This is a genomic window from Streptomyces sp. NPDC005423 (genome assembly GCF_040606415.1).
In the GTDB taxonomy this organism is placed as follows: Bacteria; Actinomycetota; Actinomycetes; order Streptomycetales; family Streptomycetaceae; genus Streptomyces.
The window spans coordinates 59,449-82,336 of record NZ_JBEXET010000035.1; the positions used below are offsets into that span (position 1 = coordinate 59,449).

General features: G+C 71.4%; 13 protein-coding genes. 6 read left to right on the forward strand and 7 right to left on the reverse strand.

The window, feature by feature from the left end; all coding sequences use genetic code 11:
* Positions 1 to 53 precede the first annotated feature (53 nt).
* Together ABZT12_RS29175 and ABZT12_RS29180 are read left to right on the forward strand one after the other, a co-directional pair.
* Positions 54 to 1,979 carry a hypothetical protein gene (locus ABZT12_RS29175; RefSeq protein ID WP_356389997.1) on the forward strand — a complete coding sequence of 642 codons (1,926 nt, stop codon included), beginning with the start codon at positions 54 to 56 and terminating at the stop codon, positions 1,977 to 1,979.
* Positions 1,980 to 2,076: 97 nt separating this feature from the next.
* Complete coding sequence (locus ABZT12_RS29180) at positions 2,077 to 2,772, forward strand: TetR/AcrR family transcriptional regulator (RefSeq protein ID WP_356389998.1); 696 nt, start codon at positions 2,077 to 2,079, stop codon at positions 2,770 to 2,772.
* Positions 2,773 to 2,781: 9 nt separating this feature from the next.
* Here ABZT12_RS29180 and ABZT12_RS29185 read toward each other — a convergent pair whose 3' ends face one another.
* Positions 2,782 to 3,138, reverse strand: coding sequence for an isomerase (locus ABZT12_RS29185; protein ID WP_356389999.1), 357 nt, complete (start codon positions 3,136 to 3,138; stop codon positions 2,782 to 2,784).
* Positions 3,139 to 3,218: 80 nt separating this feature from the next.
* Positions 3,219 to 8,624 (reverse strand): pullulanase-type alpha-1,6-glucosidase, encoded by a 5,406-nt coding sequence (gene pulA, locus ABZT12_RS29190; protein WP_356390000.1) that lies wholly within the window; start codon positions 8,622 to 8,624, stop codon positions 3,219 to 3,221.
* Positions 8,625 to 8,816: 192 nt separating this feature from the next.
* On the opposite strand from pulA, the gene ABZT12_RS29195 reads away from it, so the two are divergent.
* Positions 8,817 to 10,886: a carbohydrate-binding module family 20 domain-containing protein gene (locus ABZT12_RS29195; RefSeq protein ID WP_356390001.1), complete on the forward strand. Its 2,070-nt coding sequence runs from the start codon at positions 8,817 to 8,819 to the stop codon at positions 10,884 to 10,886.
* A 116-nt stretch (positions 10,887 to 11,002) separates the two neighbouring features.
* Here the strand turns inward: ABZT12_RS29195 and ABZT12_RS29200 are convergent, their stop codons facing one another.
* The 4 genes from ABZT12_RS29200 to ABZT12_RS29215 form a co-directional block, all read right to left on the reverse strand.
* Positions 11,003 to 12,700 (reverse strand): glycoside hydrolase family 13 protein, encoded by a 1,698-nt coding sequence (locus ABZT12_RS29200; protein ID WP_356390002.1) that lies wholly within the window; start codon positions 12,698 to 12,700, stop codon positions 11,003 to 11,005.
* A gap of 137 nt (positions 12,701 to 12,837) precedes the next feature.
* Entirely contained in the window at positions 12,838 to 13,698 is an 861-nt protein-coding gene (locus ABZT12_RS29205) for an ABC transporter permease subunit (protein WP_356390003.1), read from the reverse strand.
* Between the two features lie 13 nt (positions 13,699 to 13,711).
* Entirely contained in the window at positions 13,712 to 14,716 is a 1,005-nt protein-coding gene (locus ABZT12_RS29210) for a sugar ABC transporter permease (RefSeq protein ID WP_356390004.1), read from the reverse strand.
* 97 nt (positions 14,717 to 14,813) lie between these two features.
* Positions 14,814 to 16,088, reverse strand: coding sequence for an extracellular solute-binding protein (locus ABZT12_RS29215; protein WP_356390005.1), 1,275 nt, complete (start codon positions 16,086 to 16,088; stop codon positions 14,814 to 14,816).
* A 356-nt stretch (positions 16,089 to 16,444) separates the two neighbouring features.
* Between ABZT12_RS29215 and ABZT12_RS29220 the strand changes: the two genes are divergently transcribed.
* Complete coding sequence (locus ABZT12_RS29220; protein WP_356390006.1) at positions 16,445 to 17,506, forward strand: LacI family DNA-binding transcriptional regulator; 1,062 nt, start codon at positions 16,445 to 16,447, stop codon at positions 17,504 to 17,506.
* Positions 17,507 to 17,637: 131 nt separating this feature from the next.
* On the forward strand, positions 17,638 to 18,489 hold the full coding sequence (locus ABZT12_RS29225) for a phosphatase PAP2 family protein (protein ID WP_356390007.1): 852 nt from the start codon (positions 17,638 to 17,640) through the stop codon (positions 18,487 to 18,489).
* Here the strand turns inward: ABZT12_RS29225 and ABZT12_RS29230 are convergent.
* Positions 18,477 to 21,476 carry a bifunctional [glutamine synthetase] adenylyltransferase/[glutamine synthetase]-adenylyl-L-tyrosine phosphorylase gene (locus ABZT12_RS29230; RefSeq protein WP_356390008.1) on the reverse strand — a complete coding sequence of 1,000 codons (3,000 nt, stop codon included), beginning with the start codon at positions 21,474 to 21,476 and terminating at the stop codon, positions 18,477 to 18,479. The genes ABZT12_RS29225 and ABZT12_RS29230 overlap by 13 nt on opposite strands.
* Before the next feature lie 331 nt (positions 21,477 to 21,807).
* Between ABZT12_RS29230 and ABZT12_RS29235 the strand changes: the two genes are divergently transcribed.
* Positions 21,808 to 22,698: an alkaline phosphatase family protein gene (locus ABZT12_RS29235; protein WP_356390009.1), complete on the forward strand. Its 891-nt coding sequence runs from the start codon at positions 21,808 to 21,810 to the stop codon at positions 22,696 to 22,698.
* The last annotated feature ends 190 nt before the right edge of the window (positions 22,699 to 22,888 follow it).

Sequence of the window (22,888 nt, forward strand, 5' to 3'; positions counted from 1 at the left end):
CCGCGTCACCCGTGCGGCGGTGACCAACCGCCGATTCGCTCGTTCTGCTGAACGTGCAGTCACAGGATGTCGCCCCGCGCCCCGCACCCTCCTCCGACCCGGTCGTCGCTGTCGAACAGGCCGAGGCCGCGCTCGTCGAGCACTACCCGCGGCTCGTCCGGCTCGCCTATCTGCTGCTGCCACCGGGCCTCGGCCGCAACCGGCGCGTCCTGACCGCCCACGCCCTCGCCCAGCGCGCCCTGCCCAGGGGCCGGCGGGCCGCGTCGGCGATCCCGGCACAGTCGACCGGCCGCGACGGCGACCCGGGGTACGCCTTCGTCCGGCTGCGCGTGGTGCGTACGGCGCTGGAGGCGGGCATGCCGCTCGGCCGCAGGCTGCGGCCCGGGCGGGGCGCGCTGTCCTCGCTGCCGCCGGCGCTGCCCCGGGTGTGGGGGCTGCGGCTCTTCCCGCGCTCCGGCGGCGCCGACGAACACGCCCTGGACCAGCGGCTGTCGGCCCTCTCGCCCGCCGCCCGCGCGGCCTACGTGCTGCGCGGCCTGGAACGGCTCTCCGACACGGGCGTACAGCAACTGCTGCGGGCGGCCGGGATCGACGAGCCGGGCGAGGCGCTGGACGAGGCCGACGAGGTGCCCGTCCAGTACGCGTTGCTCAACTCCCCCGAGTTCGACGCCTGTTCGCTGCACGCGCGGCCCACCGACCTGATGCGCCGCCGCCAGCACGGCCGGGCCGCGCTCGCCGCCGTCGCGGCGCTCGCCGTCTGCGGCACGCCGGCCGTGCTGCCCGGTGACGGCTGGGGGCCCGACGGGGCCGCCGCCCCCGCCTACGCGCAGAACCCGGCCGCCGAAGCCGCCCTGAACCCGGGCAGGTTGACCCGGATCGCGCCCACCGCGTGGCGGACCGCCAGCCGTACCGACTTCTCTGTCTGGCCCGCGCGCGGCGGTCTCACCGGCGACCGGGCCCTGCTGCGCCGCGCCCTCGCCGTCTGGGCCCGCCCCGGGGGCTCCGTCCAGGTCTCCGCGACCCCCGGCACCCCGTCCGGCGGCCCGGCCGGACCGCCCCAACTCCTGTACGCGGGCGCGGTGGACAGTGCCCGCGTGGTGATCCTCTACGACGGTCTGCGCATCGCCCGCTACGCCGAGCCGAAGGACGGCACCGCCGGGGCCGCGCTGGACTTCGCCCGGGTGGACGGCGCGACCGGTGCCGAGGCGAACGCGGTGGTGCTGGACCGGGCCGACGGCAACGTCCGCTATCTGACGGCCCCTTGGGTGGAGAGGACGGCCGTGCGGGACCTGACGAAGCCGACCGCCGGGGCGCTGGACCTGCCGCTGGCCGACGGTGTCACCTCGCCGCTCTCCGGCGCCGCCTCCCGCGACGGCGCGTGCACGACGTGGAACGTGCTCCAGGTGACCGGCGCCTCGGGCACCCGGCTGCTGACCGACCTCGGCGAACTGGTGCCCGCGCATCTGACCACGGGCCGGCCCGGCTCGGTGCGCGAGGCGGCCGGCGCCGGAGCGCTGCGGACCTGGGCGCCCTTCGCCTGCTCACTGGCATCGGTGCGCTCGCAAGGCGTGCGAGCGGTGAACGCCTGGGAGTACGCCACCCAGCCGCTGCCCGACGCGAGCGGCGCGGCGCGGTGGGTGTGCACCCGGGCCGAGACCTGGCGGGGCGGCGGCGAGCGGGTGCTGGCCCAGTTCCACACCCCTGGCGGCCTCTACGGCGCGGTCGCGGCGAAGGCCGAGGGCGGGCCGGCGTGCGGGACACGCGATCCGCACGTGCTGGCCGGAGTGGTGTGGAAGTCGCAGACCGGGTCCTGGTATCTGCTGGCCGCGGGGAGCGCGGACACCGCCTCCCTCAGCGTGACCGGCGGGGCGACCGGTTCGGCCCGGGGGCCGCTGCTCGCCGTACGGACCGAGCAGGGCGTCCGGGCGGGGCTGAGGGGAACGCTGGACGACGGGCGGACCATCACCGGGCTGCGCTGACCGGACGGAGCCCGCGAGGGGCTTCCCGGTCGCGGAGGGGAACGTCCGCGGCCGACGCGGTCCGTTGGCGGCCGGTTCCCATCGGTAAGGTGGTCGTATGACTACCGGGGTTCGTCGCAGGATGGGAGTCGAGGAACGGCGGCAGCAGTTGATCGGCGTCGCCCTCGAACTGTTCAGCCGTCGCTCGCCCGACGAGGTCTCCATCGACGAGATAGCGGCGGCTGCGGGCATCTCGCGACCCCTCGTCTACCACTACTTCCCCGGCAAACTCAGCCTGTACGAGGCCGCGTTGCAGCGTGCCTCGGACGATCTGGCGGGCCGCTTCGTCGAGCCGCACGAAGGGCCGCTGGGCGCCCGGCTGCTGCGGGTGATGCGCCGCTTCTTCGACTTCGTCGACGACCACGGGCCCGGTTTCGCCGCGCTGATGCGGGGCGGCCCGGCGGTCGGCTCCTCGACGACCAACGCGCTGGTCGACTCCGTACGGCAGGCCGCCTACCTCCAGATCCTCGCCCATCTGGGGGTCGGGTCCGCCGAGGCGCCCGCCCGGCTGGAGCTGGTGATCCGCTCCTGGGTCTCGCTGGTGGAGTCCACCGCGTTGATCTGGCTGGACGGCCGCCGCATCCCGCGCGCGGAGCTGGAGACCCAGCTCGTCCACGACTTCGCGGCGCTGGCCGCCGTGAGCGCGGCCCACGACGAGGAGATGACCGTGCTGCTGCGCCGCGCCCTCATGGACGAGCCGGGCCACGGGCCGTTCAGCGACCTGGCGGCCCGGCTCCTCAACCTGGCTTCCTGACGGGCTGCTCTAGCTCTCGTGCTTCGCGTACGACGGGGCGAGGTCGCGCACCTCGGCCGAGGCGTGCAGCGCGGTGCCCTCGGCGGGGGTGAGGTGCTTGCGCAGCAACTCCAACGCGGCCGCGACCAGTTCGGACTTGGTCTGTTCGCTGCGGCCGGCCAGCAGACCGATGGTGACGTGGACGACCCCGTGGCCGTCCACGTCGTGTCCCACGACGGTGTCGTCGGTGGCCCGGAACTGCGTCTTGCACGCCTCGGTGCGGGCGGCGGCGATCTCCACCGCGGCGTCGTGCAGGGCGAGCGCGAAGCCCCGCCGGTCGAAGCCCTCGGCGAGCGGCGCGGAGTAGTCGACGGTGATCTGCGGCATGAACACTCCTGTCCTGGTCGGCACCCTCACCCTAGTCTCAGCACCGGCGCCGCGACGTCGTCCTCCGAGGTCACGCCCCTTCACGAGGTCCGGGAGAACACCGCCACCGTGCGTCCCGGGACGGTGAAGGTGCCCGAACTCCGCTGGAAGGAGGCGGACTTCACGGTCGGGTCGGCGCCCGCCGCCTGCACCGGATGGAGCCGGTAGCCGGTCCCGGCCAGCGCGCCGACCCGCTGGTCCCGGGTGGTGGGCGTGGCGTTGAAGACCACGACGAGATCGCCGACCTCCATGGTGATCACACCGGGCGTCTCGTCCGGTCCGGAGAGCGGGAAGGAGAGCGCCGACTGCACCCGTCCGGCGGTGCCGAGCGAGAAGGCCGGCTCCGTCGTACGGATCCTCAGCAGATCGCGGTAGGCGGCCGAGGCTCCCTCGATCTCGGCGCAGCCGACCTTCACGGAGGTCAACAGGGGCTTCGCGTAGAGCCATGTGGAGGCGTTGTCGGCGGCCGGGGGCAGCCCGCGTCCGAAGCCGTTGCCGTCCGCGCAGTTCCAGTGGACGGCGTTGAACCAGTCGCCGCTGTCGAAGGAGTTGCGGTCGAGCGACTTGGAGCGGAGCAGGTCGGTGCCGGCCTGGGAGAGGGACGGTCCCTGCGACAGGACGGCGGTGGCCATGGCGAGGACCTGCGCCCGGGCCCGGTCGGCCGCGCTCGTCGAGGCGGGCAGTTTGTAGGCGAGGGCGTCGAAGAGCGATTCGTTGTCGTGGGCGTCGACGTAGGCGAGGGCATCGCCGGGCGCGTCGGCGTAACCGGCGGGGGCGCCGTTGTAGTCGATCCCGGCGCCGGTGACCTCCTGGCCTCCGGTGTCGGTGAAGCGGTACGTGGCGAGGTCGCCGGTGAGACCGACCTTGATGAGGTCCTGGTAGTGCAGCAGGCGGGCCTTCTGTTCGGCCGAAGTGCCGTTGGCGGCCGATGTGTTGGGGTCGGTGTAGAGGCCGGAGGCGAAGCCCTGGACGCCGGGGTCGTCGTCGAAGGGGCTGCCGCCGCGTACGGCGTCGCGGGCCCGGTCGGAGAAGGTCGCGACGCCGGTGCCCGCCATGTTCTTCTGGGTGGCCTGCACGAAGCGGGCGTCGTCGGCGACCTCGCCGAAGTTCCAGCCCTCGCCGTACATGATGATCTTCTTGCCGTCGACGCCGTCCTTGCCCGGGGTCAGCGCGTCGAGCGCCTTGCGGACGGCGAGGATGTTCGCCTTCGGCTGGTGGCCCATGAGGTCGAAGCGGAAGCCGTCGACCTTGTACTCCTTGGCCCAGGTGACCACCGAGTCGACGACGAGCTTGCCCATCATGGCGTTCTCGGTGGCGGTGTCGGCGCAGCAGGTGGAGGTGGCGACGCTGCCGTCGGCGAGGAGCCGCTGGTAGTAGCCGGGCACGATCTTGTCGAGCACGGAGGTGTCCGCCTGGCCGCTGCCCGCCGTGTGGTTGTAGACGACGTCCATGACGACCCGTAGCCCGTCCTGGTTCAGGGACTTGACCATGCGCCGGAACTCGACGGTACGGCCGGTGCCGTCCGGGTCGGTCGCGTAGGAACCCTCCGGAACGGTGAAGTGGTACGGGTCGTAGCCCCAGTTGTAGGCGTCCTTGGCGGCGACGGCCGCGACGCACTCCTGCTGTTTCGGGGAGTCGGCCGGGTAGGAGGCGAGATCGCAGTCGGTGACCGCCTGTTCGGACCTCTTCTCGGGGATGGTGGCGATGTCGAAGGCGGGCAGCAGGTGCACGTAGGAGGTACCGGCCGCGGCCAGTCGGCGCAGCTGCGTGGAGCCGTCGCTGTGCCGGTCGGTGAAGGCGAGGTAGGTGCCCCGGTCCTTGGCGGGGACCGTCTCGTCGGCGACGGAGAAGTCCCGTATGTGTACTTCCTGGATCTGGGCGTCCTTCAGCGGGACCGCCTTGGGCTTCTTCAGTGCCGACCAGCCGTGCGGGGCGAGGGACTTGTCGTCGAGGTCGACGACGAGGCTGCGCCCGGAGTCGGCGGTGAGGGCGACCGAGTAGGGGTCGGTGACCTCGTTGGTGACGAGCTTGCGGACGGTCGGCGCCCACACCGTGACGACGTACCGGTAGGGCTTGTTCTTCCAGGACGGCGGGCCGGTGACGGACCAGACGCCGGTGGCGGCGTTCCGGGTCATCGGCTCGCGTACGCCGTCGAGGTCGAGCGCGACGCTCTGTGCGGTGGGTGCCCAGACGGCAAGGGTGGGACGGCCGGCGCGGAAGGTCGGGCCGAGGTCGGCGCCGGTCGCGTCGTACAGGTCGTCGAGGACTCCGGCGGTCTGGACGCCGGTCGCGGCGAGCACGGCTCCGTTGGCGGCGCGCTGGGAGGCGACGAGCTGTCCCCTCAGCGCGTGCCGGACGCGGGCGCGGTCGCGTGGGTCGACGGTCCAGGCCGTCTCCGCCTTCAGATGGGGGAACCTGGCCTTCTGCGCGTCCGTGAGGGTGGTCCTGGACAGTCGCAGCCAGCGTTCGTCGTCGCTGGTCAGCGTCGCGTCCTGGACGGCGATCGAGCCGTCGCGGGAGGAGAGGAGCTGGGTGGAGGCGGCTGCTTCGGAGCCGTTCCAGACGACCGTGTCCCGGTCGATCCAGACCGCCTTGGAGGTGGTGAGGTCGAGGGCGGCGGTGCTGCCCGCGGGCTGCGGCAGGAGGTGGTCCTCCTCGCCGCCGAGCAGCCACACCTCGTGGCCGTCGGCGGCGGTGAGGTCCAGTGACCGGTCGGTGGGCAGGTCCTTCTCGTCGCCGTTGTGGAGGATGTAACTCAGGCTGGTGGCACCGGTGTCGAGGGGCACCTCGAAGACCGCGCCGTAGGTGTCGGCGCGTACCGGCCGCAGCGGGGCGGACCAGTCGGTGGGGTTCGCGGCGCCCGTCCAGACGTGCAGGCCCCAGCCCGTGTAGTCGCCGTCGGCGCGGTGGTAGTGGATGACCGCCTTGGCGGTGTCCTGCGGCGGATGGTCGGGCCGCTGGGTCGCCACGGTCTCCTTGCCCTGCTCGATCCAGACCTCGCCGGTCGTGGTGACGTCGATCGAGCGGTCGGCGGGGACGTCCTTGTTCCCGTCCTTGTCGACCACGAGGAACCCGACCTCCGCGGCGCCGGGCTTCAGCTTGACGTAGGCGAAGGCGCCGTAGGCGTCCCGGCCGGTGAAGGGGTGACCGGCCGGCCAGGTCGTCGCCTCGCCGTCGGCGAGGTCACCCCAGGCGTACAGGCCCCAGTCGGCGTAGTCGCCGTCGGTGCGCTGGTAGTGGACGATCGCGTAGCCGCGGGAGGAGGCGGTGGGGAGCTCCTCGGCGGGCGGGGTGCCGGTGCTGGAGGCGGCCGTCGCGCTCGCCGTGCGTCCGGCGGAGTCGATCACAACGGCCTTGTAGCGCAAGGGGGTTCCGGCCGGTACGTCCCGGCCGATGGCCTGGGTGACCCGGTAGGGGGCGTGGTCGGCCGAACCCAGGGTCCGCCAGGGGCCGTTGCCGGTCTGGGCGGCGAAGACCACCCGGTCCAGGCCGCCGCCCGTGACGTCGGCGCTCAGGTCGACCGTGCCGGTGGCACCGGCGTCCGGCGCCCTGAGGGTGAGCGTCGCGCCGGCGGCCGGCGCGGCGAGGGGGCCGGCCGCCTTGAGGACGATCGCCGCGCCGGCCGGCACGGTCACGGTGAGCTCGCGGTCGGCACCGCTGGTGGCGGTGGCCGAACTCCCGTAGATCCCGCGGTACTTCATGTCCGGTGACCCGGTGGTGAAGGTCGCCGTCCGCGCGGTGCCGGCGTTGTTGAGTGCGACGACGTACTCGGCGCTGCCGCCGGTGCGGGTGAAGGCGTAGACCCCGGCGCCGTCGGCCGCGTACCGCTCGGTCTGGACGCCGTCGGCGAGTGCGGGGTTGTTCGCGCGCAGTGCGGAGAGGGCGGCGATCTCCCGGTAGAGCGGGGCGGTCGGGTCGTAGGAGTCGCTCGCGTGGGTGCGGCCGGTGCCGATCTCGTCGTCGTCGAGGTAGTCGGCGACCTTCGAGGCGAACATGGTCTGGCGGGCGTCCTTGTCACCGCCGGAGCCGGTGAAGCCCTGCTCGTCGCCGTAGTAGACGACGGGGTTGCCGCGGCTGAGGAACATCAGCTCGTTGGCGAGCCGGTCCTTGGCGAGGAGCTGGGCGTCGGTCGCCCCGGGGTTGTCCTGGCCGAGGAAGTAGCCGATGCGGCCCATGTCGTGGTTGCCGAGGAAGGTGACCTGCTCGTACGCGTTCGCCTTGTCGGTCGTGTACTTGTAGTCGTCGGCGAAGACGCTCGCCAGCTTGCGGGCGCTGCCGCCCTGGGAGGCGTAGGAGCGGGCCGCGTCCTGGAAGGGGAAGTCGAGCGTGGCGTCCAGGCGGCCCTGGGTGACGTACGGGGAGGTGACCGAGGTGTCGGCGGAGTAGACCTCGCCGAACAGGAAGAAGTGCGCGCGGCCGTGGCGCGCCGCGTAGGCGTCGAGCGCGGTCGCCCACTGGGTCCAGAAGTCCATGTCGACGTGTTTCACGGTGTCGATGCGGAAGCCGTCGATGTCGAAGTCGCGCACCCAGCGCTGGTAGATCTTCTCCATGCCGCTGACGACCTCGGGGCGTTCGGTCCACAGGTCGTCGAGGCCGGAGAAGTCGCCGTAGGTGGCGTTCTCGCCCGCGTAGGTCGAGTCCCCCCGGTTGTGGTACATCGTCGGGTCGTTGAGCCAGGAGGGGACCTTGGCGTCCGTCCGGCCGGCCGGGACGGCCGGGGTGCGCGGGAAGGAGGCGGCGGAGACCGCCGGGAAGCGCCTGGTGCCGTCGGCGTAGTCGGCGTCGTCGAAGGGGCGGCCGTCCTTGGTGAGGTACGGGAACGCGCCCTTGGAGAGGTAGGCGTGGGACTGGCCCTCGTAGTCGACGACGTCGGCCGTGTGGTTGGTGATGACGTCGAAGAAGACCTTCATGCCCTTGGCGTGGGCCGTCGCGATCAGGGTCCGCAGGTCGTCGTTGGTGCCGAAGTGCGGGTCGACCCGGGTGAAGTCGGTGATCCAGTAGCCGTGGTAGCCGGCCGACGCGTCGGTGCCGGTGCCCTGCACGGGCTGGTTCTTGAAGATCGGGGCCATCCAGATGGCGGTGGTGCCCAGGCCCTTGATGTAGTCGAGCTTCCTGGTCAGGCCCTTGAGGTCACCGCCCTGGTAGAAGCCCTTGTCGGTGGGGTCGTAGCCGGTGCTCAGCCGTGAACCGGTCAGTCCGCCGCGGTCGTTGGCGGTGTCGCCGTCGGCGAAGCGGTCCGGCATCACGAAGTAGAACTGCTCGCGGGTGGAGTCGTGCCGGGCCGGAGCCGCGGCCAGTCTCGCGTCGGACGGCGGCGGGGGCGGGGCCGCCGCGTGCGCGGCGAGGGGCTGCACGAGCGCCGCCGCGAGTGCGGCGACGGTGACGGCCGCGACGCGTCTGAAGGAAGCGGTGCGGCGCGACCACGGCGCCGGCCATCTCGGTATCACGGGCGTGAACTCCTCGCGTCTGCGGCTCAGTCGGGTCCGACCCCGGCGAGACCGTATCGCCGACGCAAGCGTTGCAGCAAGAGGCGTGAAAGTCACAGAAAGAAGTTGCAACGACAACCTTGACGTGTCCTTCTCAACGGCCCACCCTCACCAGTTGACGAACCCCCGATTCCCCCACTCGCGGAGCCGCAGATGAGCAGAGACCGATCAACAGGCCCTCCCCGGCGCACCGTCAGCGCGGTGGCGGCCGGCGCCCTGGCGCTGGCCGGCGTACTGGCCCTGCCCGCCGCTACCGCGCACGCGGACGCCTCGGCCAAGGGCGATGTCATCGCCAACCTGTGGGAGTGGAACTGGACCTCCATCGCCTCGGAGTGCACCAGCGTGCTCGGCCCGGCCGGCTACGGCGCGGTCCAGGTCGCCCCGCCCGCCGAGTCGCTGAAGCAGTCCGCCTTCTACTGGTGGGACGCCTACCAGCCCTACTCCTACGACCTCGACAGCCGCTTCGGTACGGCGGCGCAGTTCGCGAGCATGGTGAGCGCGTGCCACACGGCGGGCGTGAAGGTCTACACGGACGCGGTGATCAACCACACCGCCGCGCAGACCGGCACCGGCTACCACGGCACCACGCTCACCAGCAAGTACGACACCCCGGAGTGGGACCGGGGCGACTACCACGACGCGTCGGACTGCCCGACCTCCGACCTCACCATCCAGGACTACTCCAACCTGACCCAGGTGCAGAACTGCGAACTCCTGGGCCTGCCCGACCTGCGGACCGGCTCGGACTCGGTCCGGGCGGGCATCGCCGGCTACCTCAACAGCCAACTCGCCCTCGGCGTCGACGGTTTCCGGGTCGACGCGGCGAAGCACATCCCCGAGACCGACCTGGCGGCGATCGAGTCCAAGCTGACGCACACGACGGCGGGCGGCACGCCCTACGTCTTCCAGGAGATCTACCCCGGCTCCACCCCGCAGCCCGCCGACTACTACGCCTCCGGTGACGTCCTGGACTTCACCTACGCGAGCAAGCTGAAGTCGGCGTTCCAGGGGAACGCCGGCGATCTGGCCTCGCTGGGTAGCAGCGGCATCCTGCCGGCCGCCGACTCGGTCTCGTTCGTGACGAACCACGACACCGAACGCAACGGCCTGCACCTGAGCTACAAGGACGGCAGCACCTACAAGCTCGCCAACCTCTTCCAGCTCGCCTACAAGTGGTCCACCCCGACGGTCTACGCCAGCTGGGAGTGGACCCAGAGCGACCAGGCCCCGCCGAACTCGGCCGGGTTCGTGACCGGCACCGACTGCTCGGGCGGTGCCTGGTACTGCCTCGACCGGGACACCGCGGTCGTCGGCATGGTCGCCTGGCACAACGCGGTGGACACCGCGGCGGTCTCCGACTGGCAGACCAAGTCGTCCTCCGTGATCGGCTTCGGCCGTAGCGGTGCCGGGTTCTTCGCCCTCAACAACGGCTCCTCGGCAACGACTTACACCTTCGCCACCGGGATGGCCGACGGCACCTACCGGAACGTGGTCGACGGCGGCGCGACCACGGTGACGGTGTCCGGCGGCAGCGCCTCGATCACCCTCGCCGCGAAGAGCGCGGTCGCCTTCTTCAACTCCTCCTACACCTGCACGGTGGGCTGCGGCGACGCGGGCGGCGGCTCCACCGCCACGGTGCGGGCGACCTTCGACGAGTACGCGCCCACCACGACCGGCACCGGCGTCTACGTCGTCGGCTCCCTCGCGGCGCTCGGCGGCTGGGACACGTCGAAGGCGGTCGCGCTCTCCTCGGCCGGATACCCGGTCTGGTCGGGCGAGGTGAGCGTGCCGGTCAACACGTCCTTCACCTACAAGTACCTCAAGAAGGACGCGGCCGGGAACGTCACCTGGGAGTCGAACGCCAACAGGTCGGCGGCCACCACCACTTCGGCACTCGACCTGAACAACTCCTGGAACCTGGCGAGTCCGGACGCCACCGATCTCACCTTCGACGAGAACGCCACCACCTCCCTCGGCACCCACGTCTACGTCGTCGGCTCCGTCCCCTCCCTCGGCTCCTGGAACACCGGCGACGCGATCCCGTTGTCGTCCCAGGCGTACCCGACGTGGAGCAGGCTGGTCATCGTCCCCAAGAGCACGGCCTTCACGTACAAGTACCTCAAGAAGGACGGCTCCGGGAACGTGACCTGGGAGTCCGGCACCAACCGCGCGTACACGACCGGCACGTCCAGCGGCTACACCGTGAACGACACCTGGAAGTGAGCCCGGTGCGCGCGACCGTGCCTGAAGGCTCTTGCGGAAAGGCGTTGTAAACGATCGCGCGGACACCGGTCGCGGAACAGGGCCCGCCGTCCCGAGGGGCGGCGGGCCTCGCCCTGTCAGGGGGCGGTGCTCCACCAGACGGTGGTGTCGGCGGGCAGCTTCGCCTCGCCGTCCGTCTCGGTCACCTCGCCGCTGGCGAGCAGCAGCCGGCCGTACGCCCTGGTCGTCACCGCCTCGCCGCCGGTGTTCGCCACGCACACGAACTCCCCGCGCCGGAAGGCCAGTACGCCCTCCGGGGCGCGCAGCCACTCGACCGAGTCGCCCGCGCCGAGGTCGGGGTGGGAGCGGCGGACGGCGAGCGCGGAGCGGTACAGCTCCAGGGTGGAGCCGGCCGTCCCGGTCTGCGCCTCGACGCTCAGCTCGCCCCATCCCTCCGGCTGCGGCAGCCAGCTGCCCCCGCCGCCGAAGCCGTACGAGGGGCCGGTGCGCGCCCACGGGATCGGCACCCGGCAGCCGTCACGGAAGCCGTCCTGGCCGGCGCCGCGGAAGTAGGCCGGGTCCTGGCGCACCTCGTCGGCGAGGTCGACGACGTCCGGCAGGCCCAGCTCCTCGCCCTGGTAGACGTAGGCCGATCCGGGCAGCGCCAGCATGAGCAGGGAGGCGGCCCGGGCCCGGCGCAGGCCCAGCGCGCGGTCACCGGCGGTGCGGATCTGGGTGCCGAGTCCGGGCGGGTTGGCGAACCGGGTGGCGTGCCGGGTGACGTCGTGGTTGGAGAGCACCCAGGTGGCCGGTGCGCCGACCGGGCGCATCGCCTCCAGGGTGCGGTCGGCCACCTCGCGCAGCTTGCCGGCGTCCCAGTCGGTCGCCAGGTACTGGAAGTTGAAGGCCTGGTGGAGTTCGTCGGGGCGGACGTAGTTCGCGGTGCGCTCGACGGTGGGCGTCCACGCCTCGGCGACGAAGATGCGCTCGCCCGCGAACTCGTCGAGGACCGTGCGCCATTGGCGGTAGACGGCGTGCACGCCGTCCTGGTCGAAGAACGGCGTGACATCGTTGCCGAGCAGCTTCAGCTGGTCGTGGGAGCCGAGGTCGGGCAGGCCCGCCGCCTTGACCAGACCGTGGGCGACGTCGATACGGAAGCCGTCGACGCCCATGTCGAGCCAGAAGCGCAGGATGGAGCGGAACTCGTCGCCGACGGCCGGATGTTCCCAGTTGAAGTCGGGCTGCTCGGGGGCGAAGAGGTGCAGGTACCACTCGCCGGGCGAGCCGTCCGGCTCGGTGACCCGGGTCCAGGCCGGCCCGCCGAAGACGGACTCCCAGTCGTTGGGCGGGAGTTGACCGCTCACGCCCTTGCCGGGGCGGAAGTGGTACCGCTCGCGCAGCGGCGAGCCGGGGCCTTCCCGCAGCGCCCGCTTGAACCACTCGTGCTGGTCGGAGGAGTGGTTGGGGACCAGGTCGACGATGATCCGCAGGTTCAGCGCGTGGGCGTCGCGGATCAGCGCGTCGGCGTCGAGGAGGTTGCCGAACATGGGGTCCACGGCCCGGTAGTCGGCCACGTCGTAGCCGGCGTCGGCCTGCGGGGAGGCGTAGAACGGGCTGAGCCAGACGGCGTCGACGCCGAGGTCGCGCAGGTACGTGAGCCGGGAACGTACGCCCGTCAGGTCGCCCATGCCGTCGCCGTTGCCGTCGGCGAAGCTGCGCGGATAGACCTGGTAGATCACCGCGTCCCGCCACCAGTCGCGGCGCTTGGCGACGGTGGCGAGGGCGGAGTCGGAGCGGCGGGCGGGGGCCTGGTCGGCGGAGTGCTGGTGGCTCATGGCGTCCTTGGGGGGATGCGGGTCCCCCCGCTCCGGCGAAGGCCCGTCGCGGGGGGAGGAGTTCAGGGGTCGGTGCGGGTACGGCCGCGGTGCCTGCGGGGTCGGATGGACACCGCGGCCGTACCCGGTACTGGGGGTCAGCCCTTGGTACCGCCGGCGGTGAGGCCGGTGACCAGGTTCTTCTGCACGAGGTAGAAGAACGCGGAGACCGGTATCGCGATCAGCACCGCGGTCGCCGCCATGAGGTTGCGCTGGGCGTCGTGCTCGCTGACGAAGGTCTGGAGGCCGACGGCGAAGGTGTACTTGGTGTCGGAGAGCATGAAGGTCGACGCGAACGCCACCTCGCCGAAGGCCGTGAGGAAGCTGTAGAACGCGGCGACCGCCAGACCCGGCTTGGCGAGCGGCAGGATCAGCCGGGCGAAGGTGCCGAAGGGGTTGAGCCCGTCCACCCGGCCCGCCTCGTCTATCTCGAACGGGATCGTGTCGAAGTAGCCCTTCAGCAGCCAGGCGCAGTAGGGCACCGCGGTCGAGCAGTAGACGAGGACCAGCCCGAGGTAGCTGTCGATGAGCTGGAGGTCGGAGAGGATCTGGTACATCGGCACGATGAGGACCGCGATGGGGAACATCTGGGTGACCAGGAGCACCCACATGAACTTCCGGTAGCCGGGGAAGCGCATGCGCGAGACGGCGTAGCCGGTGGTGGCGGCGATGCTCACCCCGATCACGGTGGTGCCGAGCGAGACGATCAGCGAGCTCTTGAGCCAGTCGAAGAACTCCGTGTGCCGCAGGACGAACGAGTAGTTGGCGAACGTCATCTTCCGCCAGATGCCGGCCGGGTGGAGGTAGTCGTCCTTGTCCGGGCCGAGGGAGAGGAAGACCAGCCACGCGATGGGGAAGAGGGCGACCAGGCTCGCCACGCCCAGGACGGCGTGGGAGGTGAGGGAGCCCGCGCGGCTCTGTTCGCCGCGCCGGCGCGTCTTGACGGTCGTGCTGCTCATGGGGGCTCCTGCCTCAGATCGCGAGCTGCTGGTCGTTGCGGTTGAGCCAGCGCCGGTAGAAGGAGGTGAAGACGATCAGGATGGCCAGCAGCAGGATGCCGTAGGCGGCCGACTGGGCGAAGTCACGCGGCTGTTGGCCGAAGCCGAGGTAGTAGGACCAGGTGACGAGGATCTGCGCGTCCGGGGCGGTGGTGCCGAACAGCAGGAAGATGACGGCGAACTGGTTGAACGTCCAGATGATGCCGAGGAGTACGACGGTGGAGCTGACCGGCCTGAGCCCGGGAAGGGTGATGTGGCGGAAGCGCTGCCAGGCGCTCGCGCCGTCCATCTCGGCGGCCTCGTAGAGCGAGGTGTCGATGGACTGGAGGCCGCCCAGCAGCGAGACCATCATGAAGGGGACACCGCACCAGGTGTTGACCATGATCGCGGCGAACCGCTGCCAGAAGGTGTCCTCCAGCCAGTCCGGCTGCGGCAGGTGCAGGGCGTGCAGGGCGGTGTTGATGACGCCGCCGTCGGCGAGCATGAAGCGCCAGCCGAAGACGGTGACGAAGGTGGGGACGGCCCACGGCAGGATCAGGATCAGCCGGTAGAGGGTCCGGCCGCGCAGCTTCAGGTTGAGCAGCAGCGCCAGGCCGAGTCCGAGGCCGTAGTGCAGGGCGACGCAGAGCGCGGTCCAGACGACCGTCCAGACGAAGTGCGACCAGAAGCGGTCGTACGCGGTCGGCCCGAACAGGATGTCCTTGTAGTTGTCGAGCCCGATGAACTTGTAGGTGGCGTCGATGTGGTTGACGCCGATCGTGCGCGCGGTGTTGAGGCTGTTGGCGTCGGTGAGCGTCAGATAGAGGCCGTACACCAGCGGGTACAGCACGAGGACGCCGAGTACGACGATCACGGGCGTGATCATGACGTAGGCGTACCAGTGCTTCTGGTATCCGTGCTTCAGACGCTGGGCCCGCCCCGGCCGGGGCGCGCGGTCACCGCTGCGCCTGCCGGTCGCGCGGTCGATGGCGACGGTCATGGTTCGGCACCTTCTGGAAGTTCAGGGGCTACGGCGGCACAGGCCCCGGGGCCGCCGGACCGGTGTCCCCGGCGAGGGGGTCCGGCGGCCGTCCGGGTCACTTGCTGAAGTCGGGGACCAGCTTGGCGATGGCGACCTCGGCGTTGTTCAGGCCGTCGTCGAGGGACTCCTTGCCGCCCGCGATCTTGGGCAGTTCGGTGTCCAGCGGACCCCACAGGGAGCTGTACTCGGCGAGCGCGGGGCGCGGCTGGGCGGCGCCGAGGACGCCCTGGAAGCCGGCGATCCCCGGGTCGGACTTGACCTGGGTGGTGTAGGCGTCGTCGCGGGTCGGCAGCGTGGAGTTCTTCAGCGCGATGGTGGACTGGGACGCGGATGAGGTCATGAAGTGGAGGAACTTCAGGGCCGCCGCCTGGTGGGCCTTGTCCGAGCCGGCGTAGACCGAGAGGTTGTGGCCGCCGGTCGGGGCGCCCGCCTTGCCGGTGGAGCCGGCCGGGACGGTGGCGATGCCGAGGTTGCTCTTGTCGCTGAACGCGGAGCCCTTGTAGAAGTTGGTGATCTCCCACGGGCCCTGGATGATCGAGGCGACCTTGCCGTTGACGAAGGCGTCCTGGATGTGGGCGTAGGCGTCGGCGGTGGTGTCGGCCTTGTGCAGGCCCTTGCCGGAGAAGAGGCCCTGCCAGGTGCCGTACGCCTTCTTCGCGGCGGCCGAGTCGACGGTGATCTTCTTGCCGGCGGCGTCGACGGTGTCGGTGCCCTCGCCGTAGAGGAAGGTCTGCGCGTAGTAGGCCTGGGTGGAGCCCCAGTAGCCGTCGGCGGCGGTCTTCGCCTCGACCTTGGCGGCGTCGGCCTTCAGCTCGTCCCAGGTGGTGGGCGGCGTGGTGATGCCGGCCTTCTTGAAGAGGGCCTTGTTGTAGACGAGCGCGAGGGTGTCGGTGACCAGCGGCACGCCGTAGGTCTTGCCCTCGTACTTGGCCTGCGTGATCAGGTTCGGCTTGAACTCGGCCTGGTCCGCGAGGGCCTCGGTGCCGTCGAGCGGCAGGAAGTAGCCCTTCTTCGCGAAGGCGGGGGTCCAGCCGACCTCGGAGCGCAGCACGTCCGGGGCGCCCTTGGAGCCGGCGGCGGTGTCGAACTTGTTCTGCGCCTGGTCGAAGGGCACGTTGACGTACTTGACCTTGATGTTCTTGTCGGCCGCCTCGAACCGGGCGACCAGCGCCTTGTACGTGGGTGCCTCATTGGTGGCGTTGGAGGTGTCCCACCAGGTGATGGTGACCGGCCCGTCGGACTTGCCGCTGTCACTGTCACTGCTGCCGCAGGCCGTCGCCGCGAGGGCGAGGGACGCCACCAGCGCGGTGGCCGCTATGCCACGCCGCATGAGTTCTCCTTGAGGGTGAAAAGCCCGTGTGGTGCAGGGCGGCGGTCCCGTCCGCCGACCCTGTCGACTTGCCGACTGCGCCGTTGCGGCCGCCGGGCGACGCCGAACGTAACAGCGATGTAAGCGACGCGAAAGTCCTTGCTGCAAAAAACTGCAAGACGGTCGGAGAGTTACCCGGCCGTGACCTCCCGCCGGCCCTCGAATACCGTGTACCGAGGCGGCCAGGCGGGCAGTGGGACACCTGTGCAAGACTCTGCAAGCTCTTGCCGCACGCCGGCCACAAGCCGACCAGACCATGAGGGATCGCCATGACGCAGCAACCCGCGGCGAGACGACGGCCGGTACAGTCCACCCCCGTGACTACACGGCTTGCCGACATCGCCGCCCAGGCGGGGGTGAGCGAAGCGACCGTCAGCCGCGTCCTCAACGGCAAGCCGGGCGTCGCCGCCACCACCCGCCAGTCCGTGCTCGCCGCGCTCGACGTGCTCGGCTACGAGCGCCCGGTGCGGCTGCGCCAGCGCAGCGAGGGCCTGGTCGGGCTGATCACCCCGGAGCTGGAGAACCCGATATTCCCGGCCCTGGCCCAGGTCATCGGTCAGGCACTGACCCGGCAGGGCTACACCCCGGTGCTCGCCACCCAGACCCCGGGCGGGTCGACGGAGGACGAGCTGACCGAGATGCTCGTCGACCGCGGGGTGGCGGGCATCATCTTCGTCTCCGGGCTGCACGCGGACACCTCAGCCGACATGCAGCGCTACGAGCAACTGCGCGCCCAGGGCGTGCCGTTCGTCCTCGTCGACGGCTTCTCGCCGAAGGTGCAGGCGCCGTTCATCTCCCCCGACGACCGGGCGGCGATGACCCTGGCGGTGACGCATCTGATCTCGCTGGGCCACACCCGGATCGGCCTCGCGCTGGGGCCCAAGCGGTTCGTGCCGGTGCAGCGCAAGATCGAGGGCTTCGTCCGGGCGATGCAGGACCAGCTGGGGCTGGCCGCCGAGGACGTCGGGACCCGGCTCGTGCAGCACTCGCTGTACACGCTGGAGGGTGGCCAGGCGGCCACCGCGGCGCTGATCGAGCGGGAGTGCACGGCGGTGGTGTGCGCCAGCGACATGATGGCGCTGGGCGCGATACGGGCGGCCCGGCAACTCGGTCTCGACGTGCCCCGGGACATCTCGGTGGTGGGCTTCGACGACTCGCCCCTCATAGCGTTCACCGATCCCCCGCTGACCACGATCCGCAAGCCGGTCCCGGCGATGGGACAGGCGGCGGTGCGCACCCTGCTGGAGGAGATCGGCGGCACGCCCGCGCCGCACAGCGAGTTCGTGTTCATGCCGGAGCTGGTGGTGCGCGGCTCGACGGCTTCGGCGCCCGGGGCTCCGGGTGCCGTCGGGGCGGCCGGCGAGCGCCATCGTCCCTGAGAGGGAGGCGGCACCGCCGGGTGCGGTGCTTCCGCGGTAGTCACCGTGGTCCTTCCGCCGTAGAACATGCGAGCCGGACCCGACCAGGGGATGATCGGTCGCGCAAGGCTTTTCTGGCAGACTTTGTCCCTATGGGTGAGACGACCGTGACGACATTGGAAGGCCGTGAAGAAGCCGTTCCGAGCCCCGTCGCGGACGAGGCCGGGCAGGGTTTACTGAACCGGCTGCGTACTCCGCGCCGGCCCCGGCTCTGGTTCGAGGTCCTGCTGATCGCGGTGAGTTACTGGACCTACTCGCTGATCCGCAACGCGGTTCCGGAACAGCGGACCGAGGCGCTGCGCAACGCCGACTGGATCTGGCGGGTGGAGCGCGATCTCGGCATCGCCGTCGAGCAGTCCGTCAACCACGCGGTGAACAGCGCGACTTGGCTGATCGTCGGCATGAACTACTACTACGCCACCCTGCACTTCGTGGTGACGCTCGGCGTCCTGGTGTGGCTCTACCGCTGGCATCCCGGACGGTACGCGGCGACCCGGCTGGTCCTCTTCGCCACCACGGGTGTGGCCCTGGTCGGTTACTATCTGTTCCCGCTGGCGCCGCCCCGGCTGATGCACGGCGGCCACTTCGTCGACACGGTCATGGTCCACCGGACCTGGGGCTCGATGGCCTCCGGCGACCTGAAGCACATGTCGAACCAGTACGCGGCGATGCCGTCCATGCACATCGGCTGGTCCCTGTGGTGCGGGCTGACCGTCTTCGCGCTGGCCCGGCTGGACTGGGTGCGCGTCCTCGGCCTGCTCTACCCGGCGGTGACCCTGCTGGTCATCGTCTCCACCGCCAACCACTTCTGGCTCGACGCGGTGGGCGGCATGGCGTGCCTGGCGTTCGGCTTCACCGTCTCACGGCTCTGGTACGGGACCTTCCCCTACCGGCTGCCCCAGCGGTTCGACGTCCCGGTCCACCCGCCCGCTCAGGCCCCGTAGAACAGCTCGTCCACCACGGCCCGCGCCAGCCGGGTCGTACGGCGGTAGTCGTCGAGCATGTCGCCGACGTGACCGGGGCCGTAGCCGAGGTAACGGCCCACGGCGGCGAGCTCGCGCGGGTCGGTGGGGAAGGTGTCGGCGGCCCGGCCGCGGACCAGCATCACCGCGTTGCGGACCCGGGTCGCCAGGACCCACGCCTCGTCGAGGGTCGAGGCGTCCTCGGCGGAGACGAGGCCGGCGGCACAGGCGGCGGCGAGGGCCTCGCGGGTGCGGGTGGTGCGCAGGCCCGGTTCGCTCCTGCCGTGCCGCAACTGCATGAGCTGCACGGTCCACTCGACGTCGGAGAGCCCGCCGCGCCCCAGTTTGGCGTGCAGGGTCGGGTCGGCGCCGCGCGGCAGCCGCTCGGACTCCATCCGCGCCTTCAGCCGCCGGATCTCGCGTACGGCGTCGTCGCCGAGGCCGTCCGCCGGATAGCGCAACGGGTCGATCAGCTCGACGAACCGGGCCCCCAACTCCGGGTCCCCGGCCACCGGTTCGGCCCGCAGCAGGGCCTGCGACTCCCAACCCAGGGACCAGCGGCGGTAGTAGGCGGCGTAGGAGTTCAACGACCGTACGAGCGGGCCCGACTTGCCCTCGGGGCGCAGGTCCGCGTCGATCAGCAGCGGCGGGTCGGAGCTGGGGATCTGGAGCAGCCGGCGCATCTCGGAGACGACCTTGTTGGCCGCCTCGGAGGCGGTCCGCTCGTCGACGCCCTCGCGGGGTTCGTGGACGAAGAGGACGTCGGCGTCGGAGCCGTAGCCCAGTTCGTGGCCGCCGAAGCGGCCCATGCCGATGATCGCGAAGCGGGTGGGGAGGGTGTCGCCCCAGCCCTCGCGGACCACCGCCCGCAGCGTGCCCGAGAGGGTCGCCGCGGTGAGGTCCGAGACGGCGCCGCCGATCCGGTCGACCAGGGCGCCCTGGTCGGCCTCGACGGGCTGGGTTTCGGTGCCATAGGAGGCGGTGATGTCGACGGCGGCGGTCCGGAAGAGTTCGCGGCGGCGGACGCCCCGGGCGGCGGTGACGGCCTGGACGGCGCCGTCGGCGCGGCGGACCGCGGCGAGTATCTCCTGCTCCAGGGGCTCGCGCCCGCGTGGTTCGAGGCCGCTGCTGCCGTCGCCGTCGCCGAGCAGGGCGACCGCCTCGGGGGCCCGCATCAGGAGGTCGGGGGCGAGGCGGCCCGCCGACAGGACCCGGGCCAGGTTCTCGGCCGCAGCGCCCTCGTCCCTCAACAGCCGTAGGTACCAAGGGGTCTTGCCCAGCGCGTCGGAGACCTTGCGGAAGTTGAGCAGACCGGCGTCGGGGTCGGCGGAGTCCGCGAACCAGCCCAACAGGACGGGCAGCAGGGTGCGTTGGATGGCGGCCTTGCGGGTGACGCCGGAGGCGAGGGCCTCCAGGTGGCGCAGGGCGGCGGCCGGGTCGTGGTAGCCGAGCGCGACGAGCCGTTCGCGGGCCGCCTTGGGGCTCAACCGGGTCTCACCGGGCGCGAGTTGGGCAACCGCGTCGAGCAGCGGGCGGTAGAAGAGCTTCTCGTGGAGCCGTCGTACGACGGTCGCGTGCCGTTTCCACTCGCGGTTCAGCGCGGCGACCGGGTCGGTGCGCAGGCCGAGGGAGCGGCCCAGCCTGCGCTGGTCGGCCTCGTTCTGCGGGACCAGGTGGGTGCGGCGCAGCCGGTAGAGCTGGATGCGGTGTTCCATGGTGCGCAGGAAGCGGTAGGCGTCGTCGAGCCGGCCGGCGTCCTCGCGTCCGACGTAGCCGCCGGCCGCGAGGGCCTGGAGCGCGTCGAGCGTGGTGCCGCTGCGCAGCGAGGTGTCGGTCCGGCCGTGCACCAACTGAAGGAGCTGGACGGCGAATTCGACGTCTCGCAGGCCGCCGGGGCCGAGCTTCAGCTCGCGGTCGACCTCGGCGACGGGGATGTTCTCGACCACCCGGCGGCGCATCCGCTGCACGTCGGCGACGAAGTTCTCCCGGTCGGCGACCTGCCAGACGAGGGGGTCGAGGGCGGCGACGTACTCCTCGCCGAGCGCGCGGTCGCCGGCCACCGGGCGGGCCTTGAGGAGTGCCTGGAACTCCCAGGTCTTGGCCCAGCGCTGGTAGTAGGCGAGATGGCTGCTGAGCGAGCGGACCAGCGGGCCGTTGCGGCCCTCGGGGCGGAGGTTGGCGTCGACGGGCCAGATCGAGCCCTCGACGGTGGTCTCGGAGCAGATCCGCATCAGGTGCGAGGCGAGCCGGGTGGCCGCCCTGAGGGCCTTGTCCTCGTCGGCGCCTCCCACGGCCTCGCCGACGAAGATGACGTCGACGTCGGAGACGTAGTTCAGCTCGTGGCCGCCGCACTTGCCCATGGCGATCACCGCGAGCCGGCACAGCGCCGCGTCGTCGGGCGCGGCGGCGCGGGCGAGGGCGAGGGCGGAGCGCAGGGTGGCGGTGGCGAGGTCGGCGAGTTCGGCGGCGGTCTGGGCGAGGTCGGTGGTGCCGCAGATGTCGCGGGCGGCTATGGAGAGCAGACAGCGCCGGTAGGCCACGCGGAGGGAGACGGGGTCGGTCACCTCCGCCAGGCCGCGTTCGAACTCCTCCACCCCGGGGTGCAGGTCGCGCGGCTCGTACATGACGAGGGCCTGCCAGTCGAGCGGGTGCCGGTCGAGGTGGTCGGCGAGCGCGGCGGACGCCCCGAGCACCCCCAGCAGCCGGTCGCGCAGCGGTTTCGCCGCGATCAGCGTGTCGAGCAGCTCGCGCCGGGCGGTCTGGTCGGGCTGCGCCTCCAGGAGCCGTACGAGGCCGTGCAGGGCGAGATCCGGGTCGGGGGTGGCGCCGAGCGCCTCCAGCAGGACCGGGTCGTTCCGTACGGGGGCCAGCTCGGCGCTCTCCAGGAGCCGCTCGGCGGCCGAGGGATCGGTGAAACCGTGCCGCAGCAGTCGCGTGAAGGTACTGCTTCTGCGTCCCGGCGCCGTCATCCTCGGCCTCCTGTCAGAGTCAGGTCCCGATCCGGGTTCCGATCAAGGTCGTACCCGCGAGCGTAACCCGGGTGGTGGTGACGGTGCCCCGCCGAGGTTCCGGTCGCGTGGGAGCGCGGTGCGAGACGCGAAGGCGGGGTACGTCCTGGGTGTGGCCGGTTGGCGTGAAGCGGCGGTCGGCGTTCACCCGTTCTTCATCCGTCGGGTTGGACGGCGTAGGACGCGGGCATCTTGACGTGTGCATGCTTTCCCGCACCGCCACCCTTCTCCCGGCCCATCCCCGTTCCCGTCCCCTCCCCCTCAGTCTCCTCCCCCCACCCCGGAGGTCGAAGTGCCCGGCAGTTCCGTGTACCGCCGCAGCCGCGCCGTCGTGGCGTCCGCCCTCGCCTTCACGGCAGCCGCCGTCGGCCTGTGGACGGGCCTCGGCGGCTCCTCGCCCGCGCACGCCGCGACCGGGGTGCCGGCCCCGGACCACGTGGTCGTCGTGATGTTCGAGAACCACGCCTACAGCCAGGTGATCGGCGCCTCCGCCGCGCCGTACCTGAACTCGCTCGCCACCGGCGGCGCCAAGCTCACGCAGTCGTACGGCATCACGCACCCCAGCCAGCCCAACTACTTCGCCCTCTTCTCCGGCTCCACCCAGGGCATCACCAGCGACAGCTGCTACACAGCCGGCTTCTCCTCGGCGGCGAACCTGGCCTCCGAGGTGATCGCGGCGGGCGGCAGCTGGGCCAGCTACAACGAGACGCTGCCGAGCCAGGGGTCCACGACGTGCAGCAGCGGCACCTACGCCCGCAAGCACAACCCGTGGTTCGGCTTCTCCAACGTCCCGGTGTCGACGGCCAGGACGTTCGCGCAGTTCCCGACGGACTACACGACCCTGCCCGACGTCTCCTTCGTCGTCCCCAACCTGTGCAGCGACATGCACGACTGCTCGGTGGCGACCGGCGACACCTGGCTGAAGACCAACCTGAGCGCGTACGCCACCTGGGCCAAGACCCACAACAGCCTGCTCGTCGTCACCTTCGACGAGGACAACCTGCTCAGCGGCAACCGCATCCCGACGGTCCTCTACGGCCAGCCGGTCACCCCGGGGTCGACGTCCTCGACCACGTACAACCACTACAACCTGCTGCGGACCCTGGAGGACACCCAGGGCCTGACCACCCACGCGGGCAACGCGGCCTCCGCCGCGGACATCAGCGGCGTCTGGACGTCCTGAGATTCCGGGAGACCGCCTCATGACCGTACGGACCCGCGTCGCGATCCTCCTGGCGGCCGTGGCCGCGCTCGCCGCGGTCGCGGTGGCCGCCGTGCCCTGCTCGCCGTGATCGCCCAGCACCGCAGCCTCCAGCCCCTCGCCATCCTCTCCTTCTGCCTGGGCGCCTCGGCGATCGCGCCGGCACTGGTCT

Bases quoted from the DNA above. Each gene is read 5' to 3' on its own strand.
- ABZT12_RS29180 (WP_356389998.1), top strand. From the start codon at position 2,077: ATGACTACCGGGGTTCGTCGCAGGATGGGAGTCGAGGAACGGCGGCAG.
- ABZT12_RS29185 (WP_356389999.1), bottom strand. From the start codon at position 3,138: ATGCCGCAGATCACCGTCGACTACTCCGCGCCGCTCGCCGAGGGCTTC.
- ABZT12_RS29195 (WP_356390001.1), top strand. From the start codon at position 8,817: ATGAGCAGAGACCGATCAACAGGCCCTCCCCGGCGCACCGTCAGCGCG.
- ABZT12_RS29200 (WP_356390002.1), bottom strand. From the start codon at position 12,700: ATGAGCCACCAGCACTCCGCCGACCAGGCCCCCGCCCGCCGCTCCGAC.
- ABZT12_RS29205 (WP_356390003.1), bottom strand. From the start codon at position 13,698: ATGAGCAGCACGACCGTCAAGACGCGCCGGCGCGGCGAACAGAGCCGC.
- ABZT12_RS29210 (WP_356390004.1), bottom strand. From the start codon at position 14,716: ATGACCGTCGCCATCGACCGCGCGACCGGCAGGCGCAGCGGTGACCGC.
- ABZT12_RS29215 (WP_356390005.1), bottom strand. From the start codon at position 16,088: ATGCGGCGTGGCATAGCGGCCACCGCGCTGGTGGCGTCCCTCGCCCTC.
- ABZT12_RS29225 (WP_356390007.1), top strand. From the start codon at position 17,638: ATGGGTGAGACGACCGTGACGACATTGGAAGGCCGTGAAGAAGCCGTT.
- ABZT12_RS29230 (WP_356390008.1), bottom strand. From the start codon at position 21,476: ATGACGGCGCCGGGACGCAGAAGCAGTACCTTCACGCGACTGCTGCGG.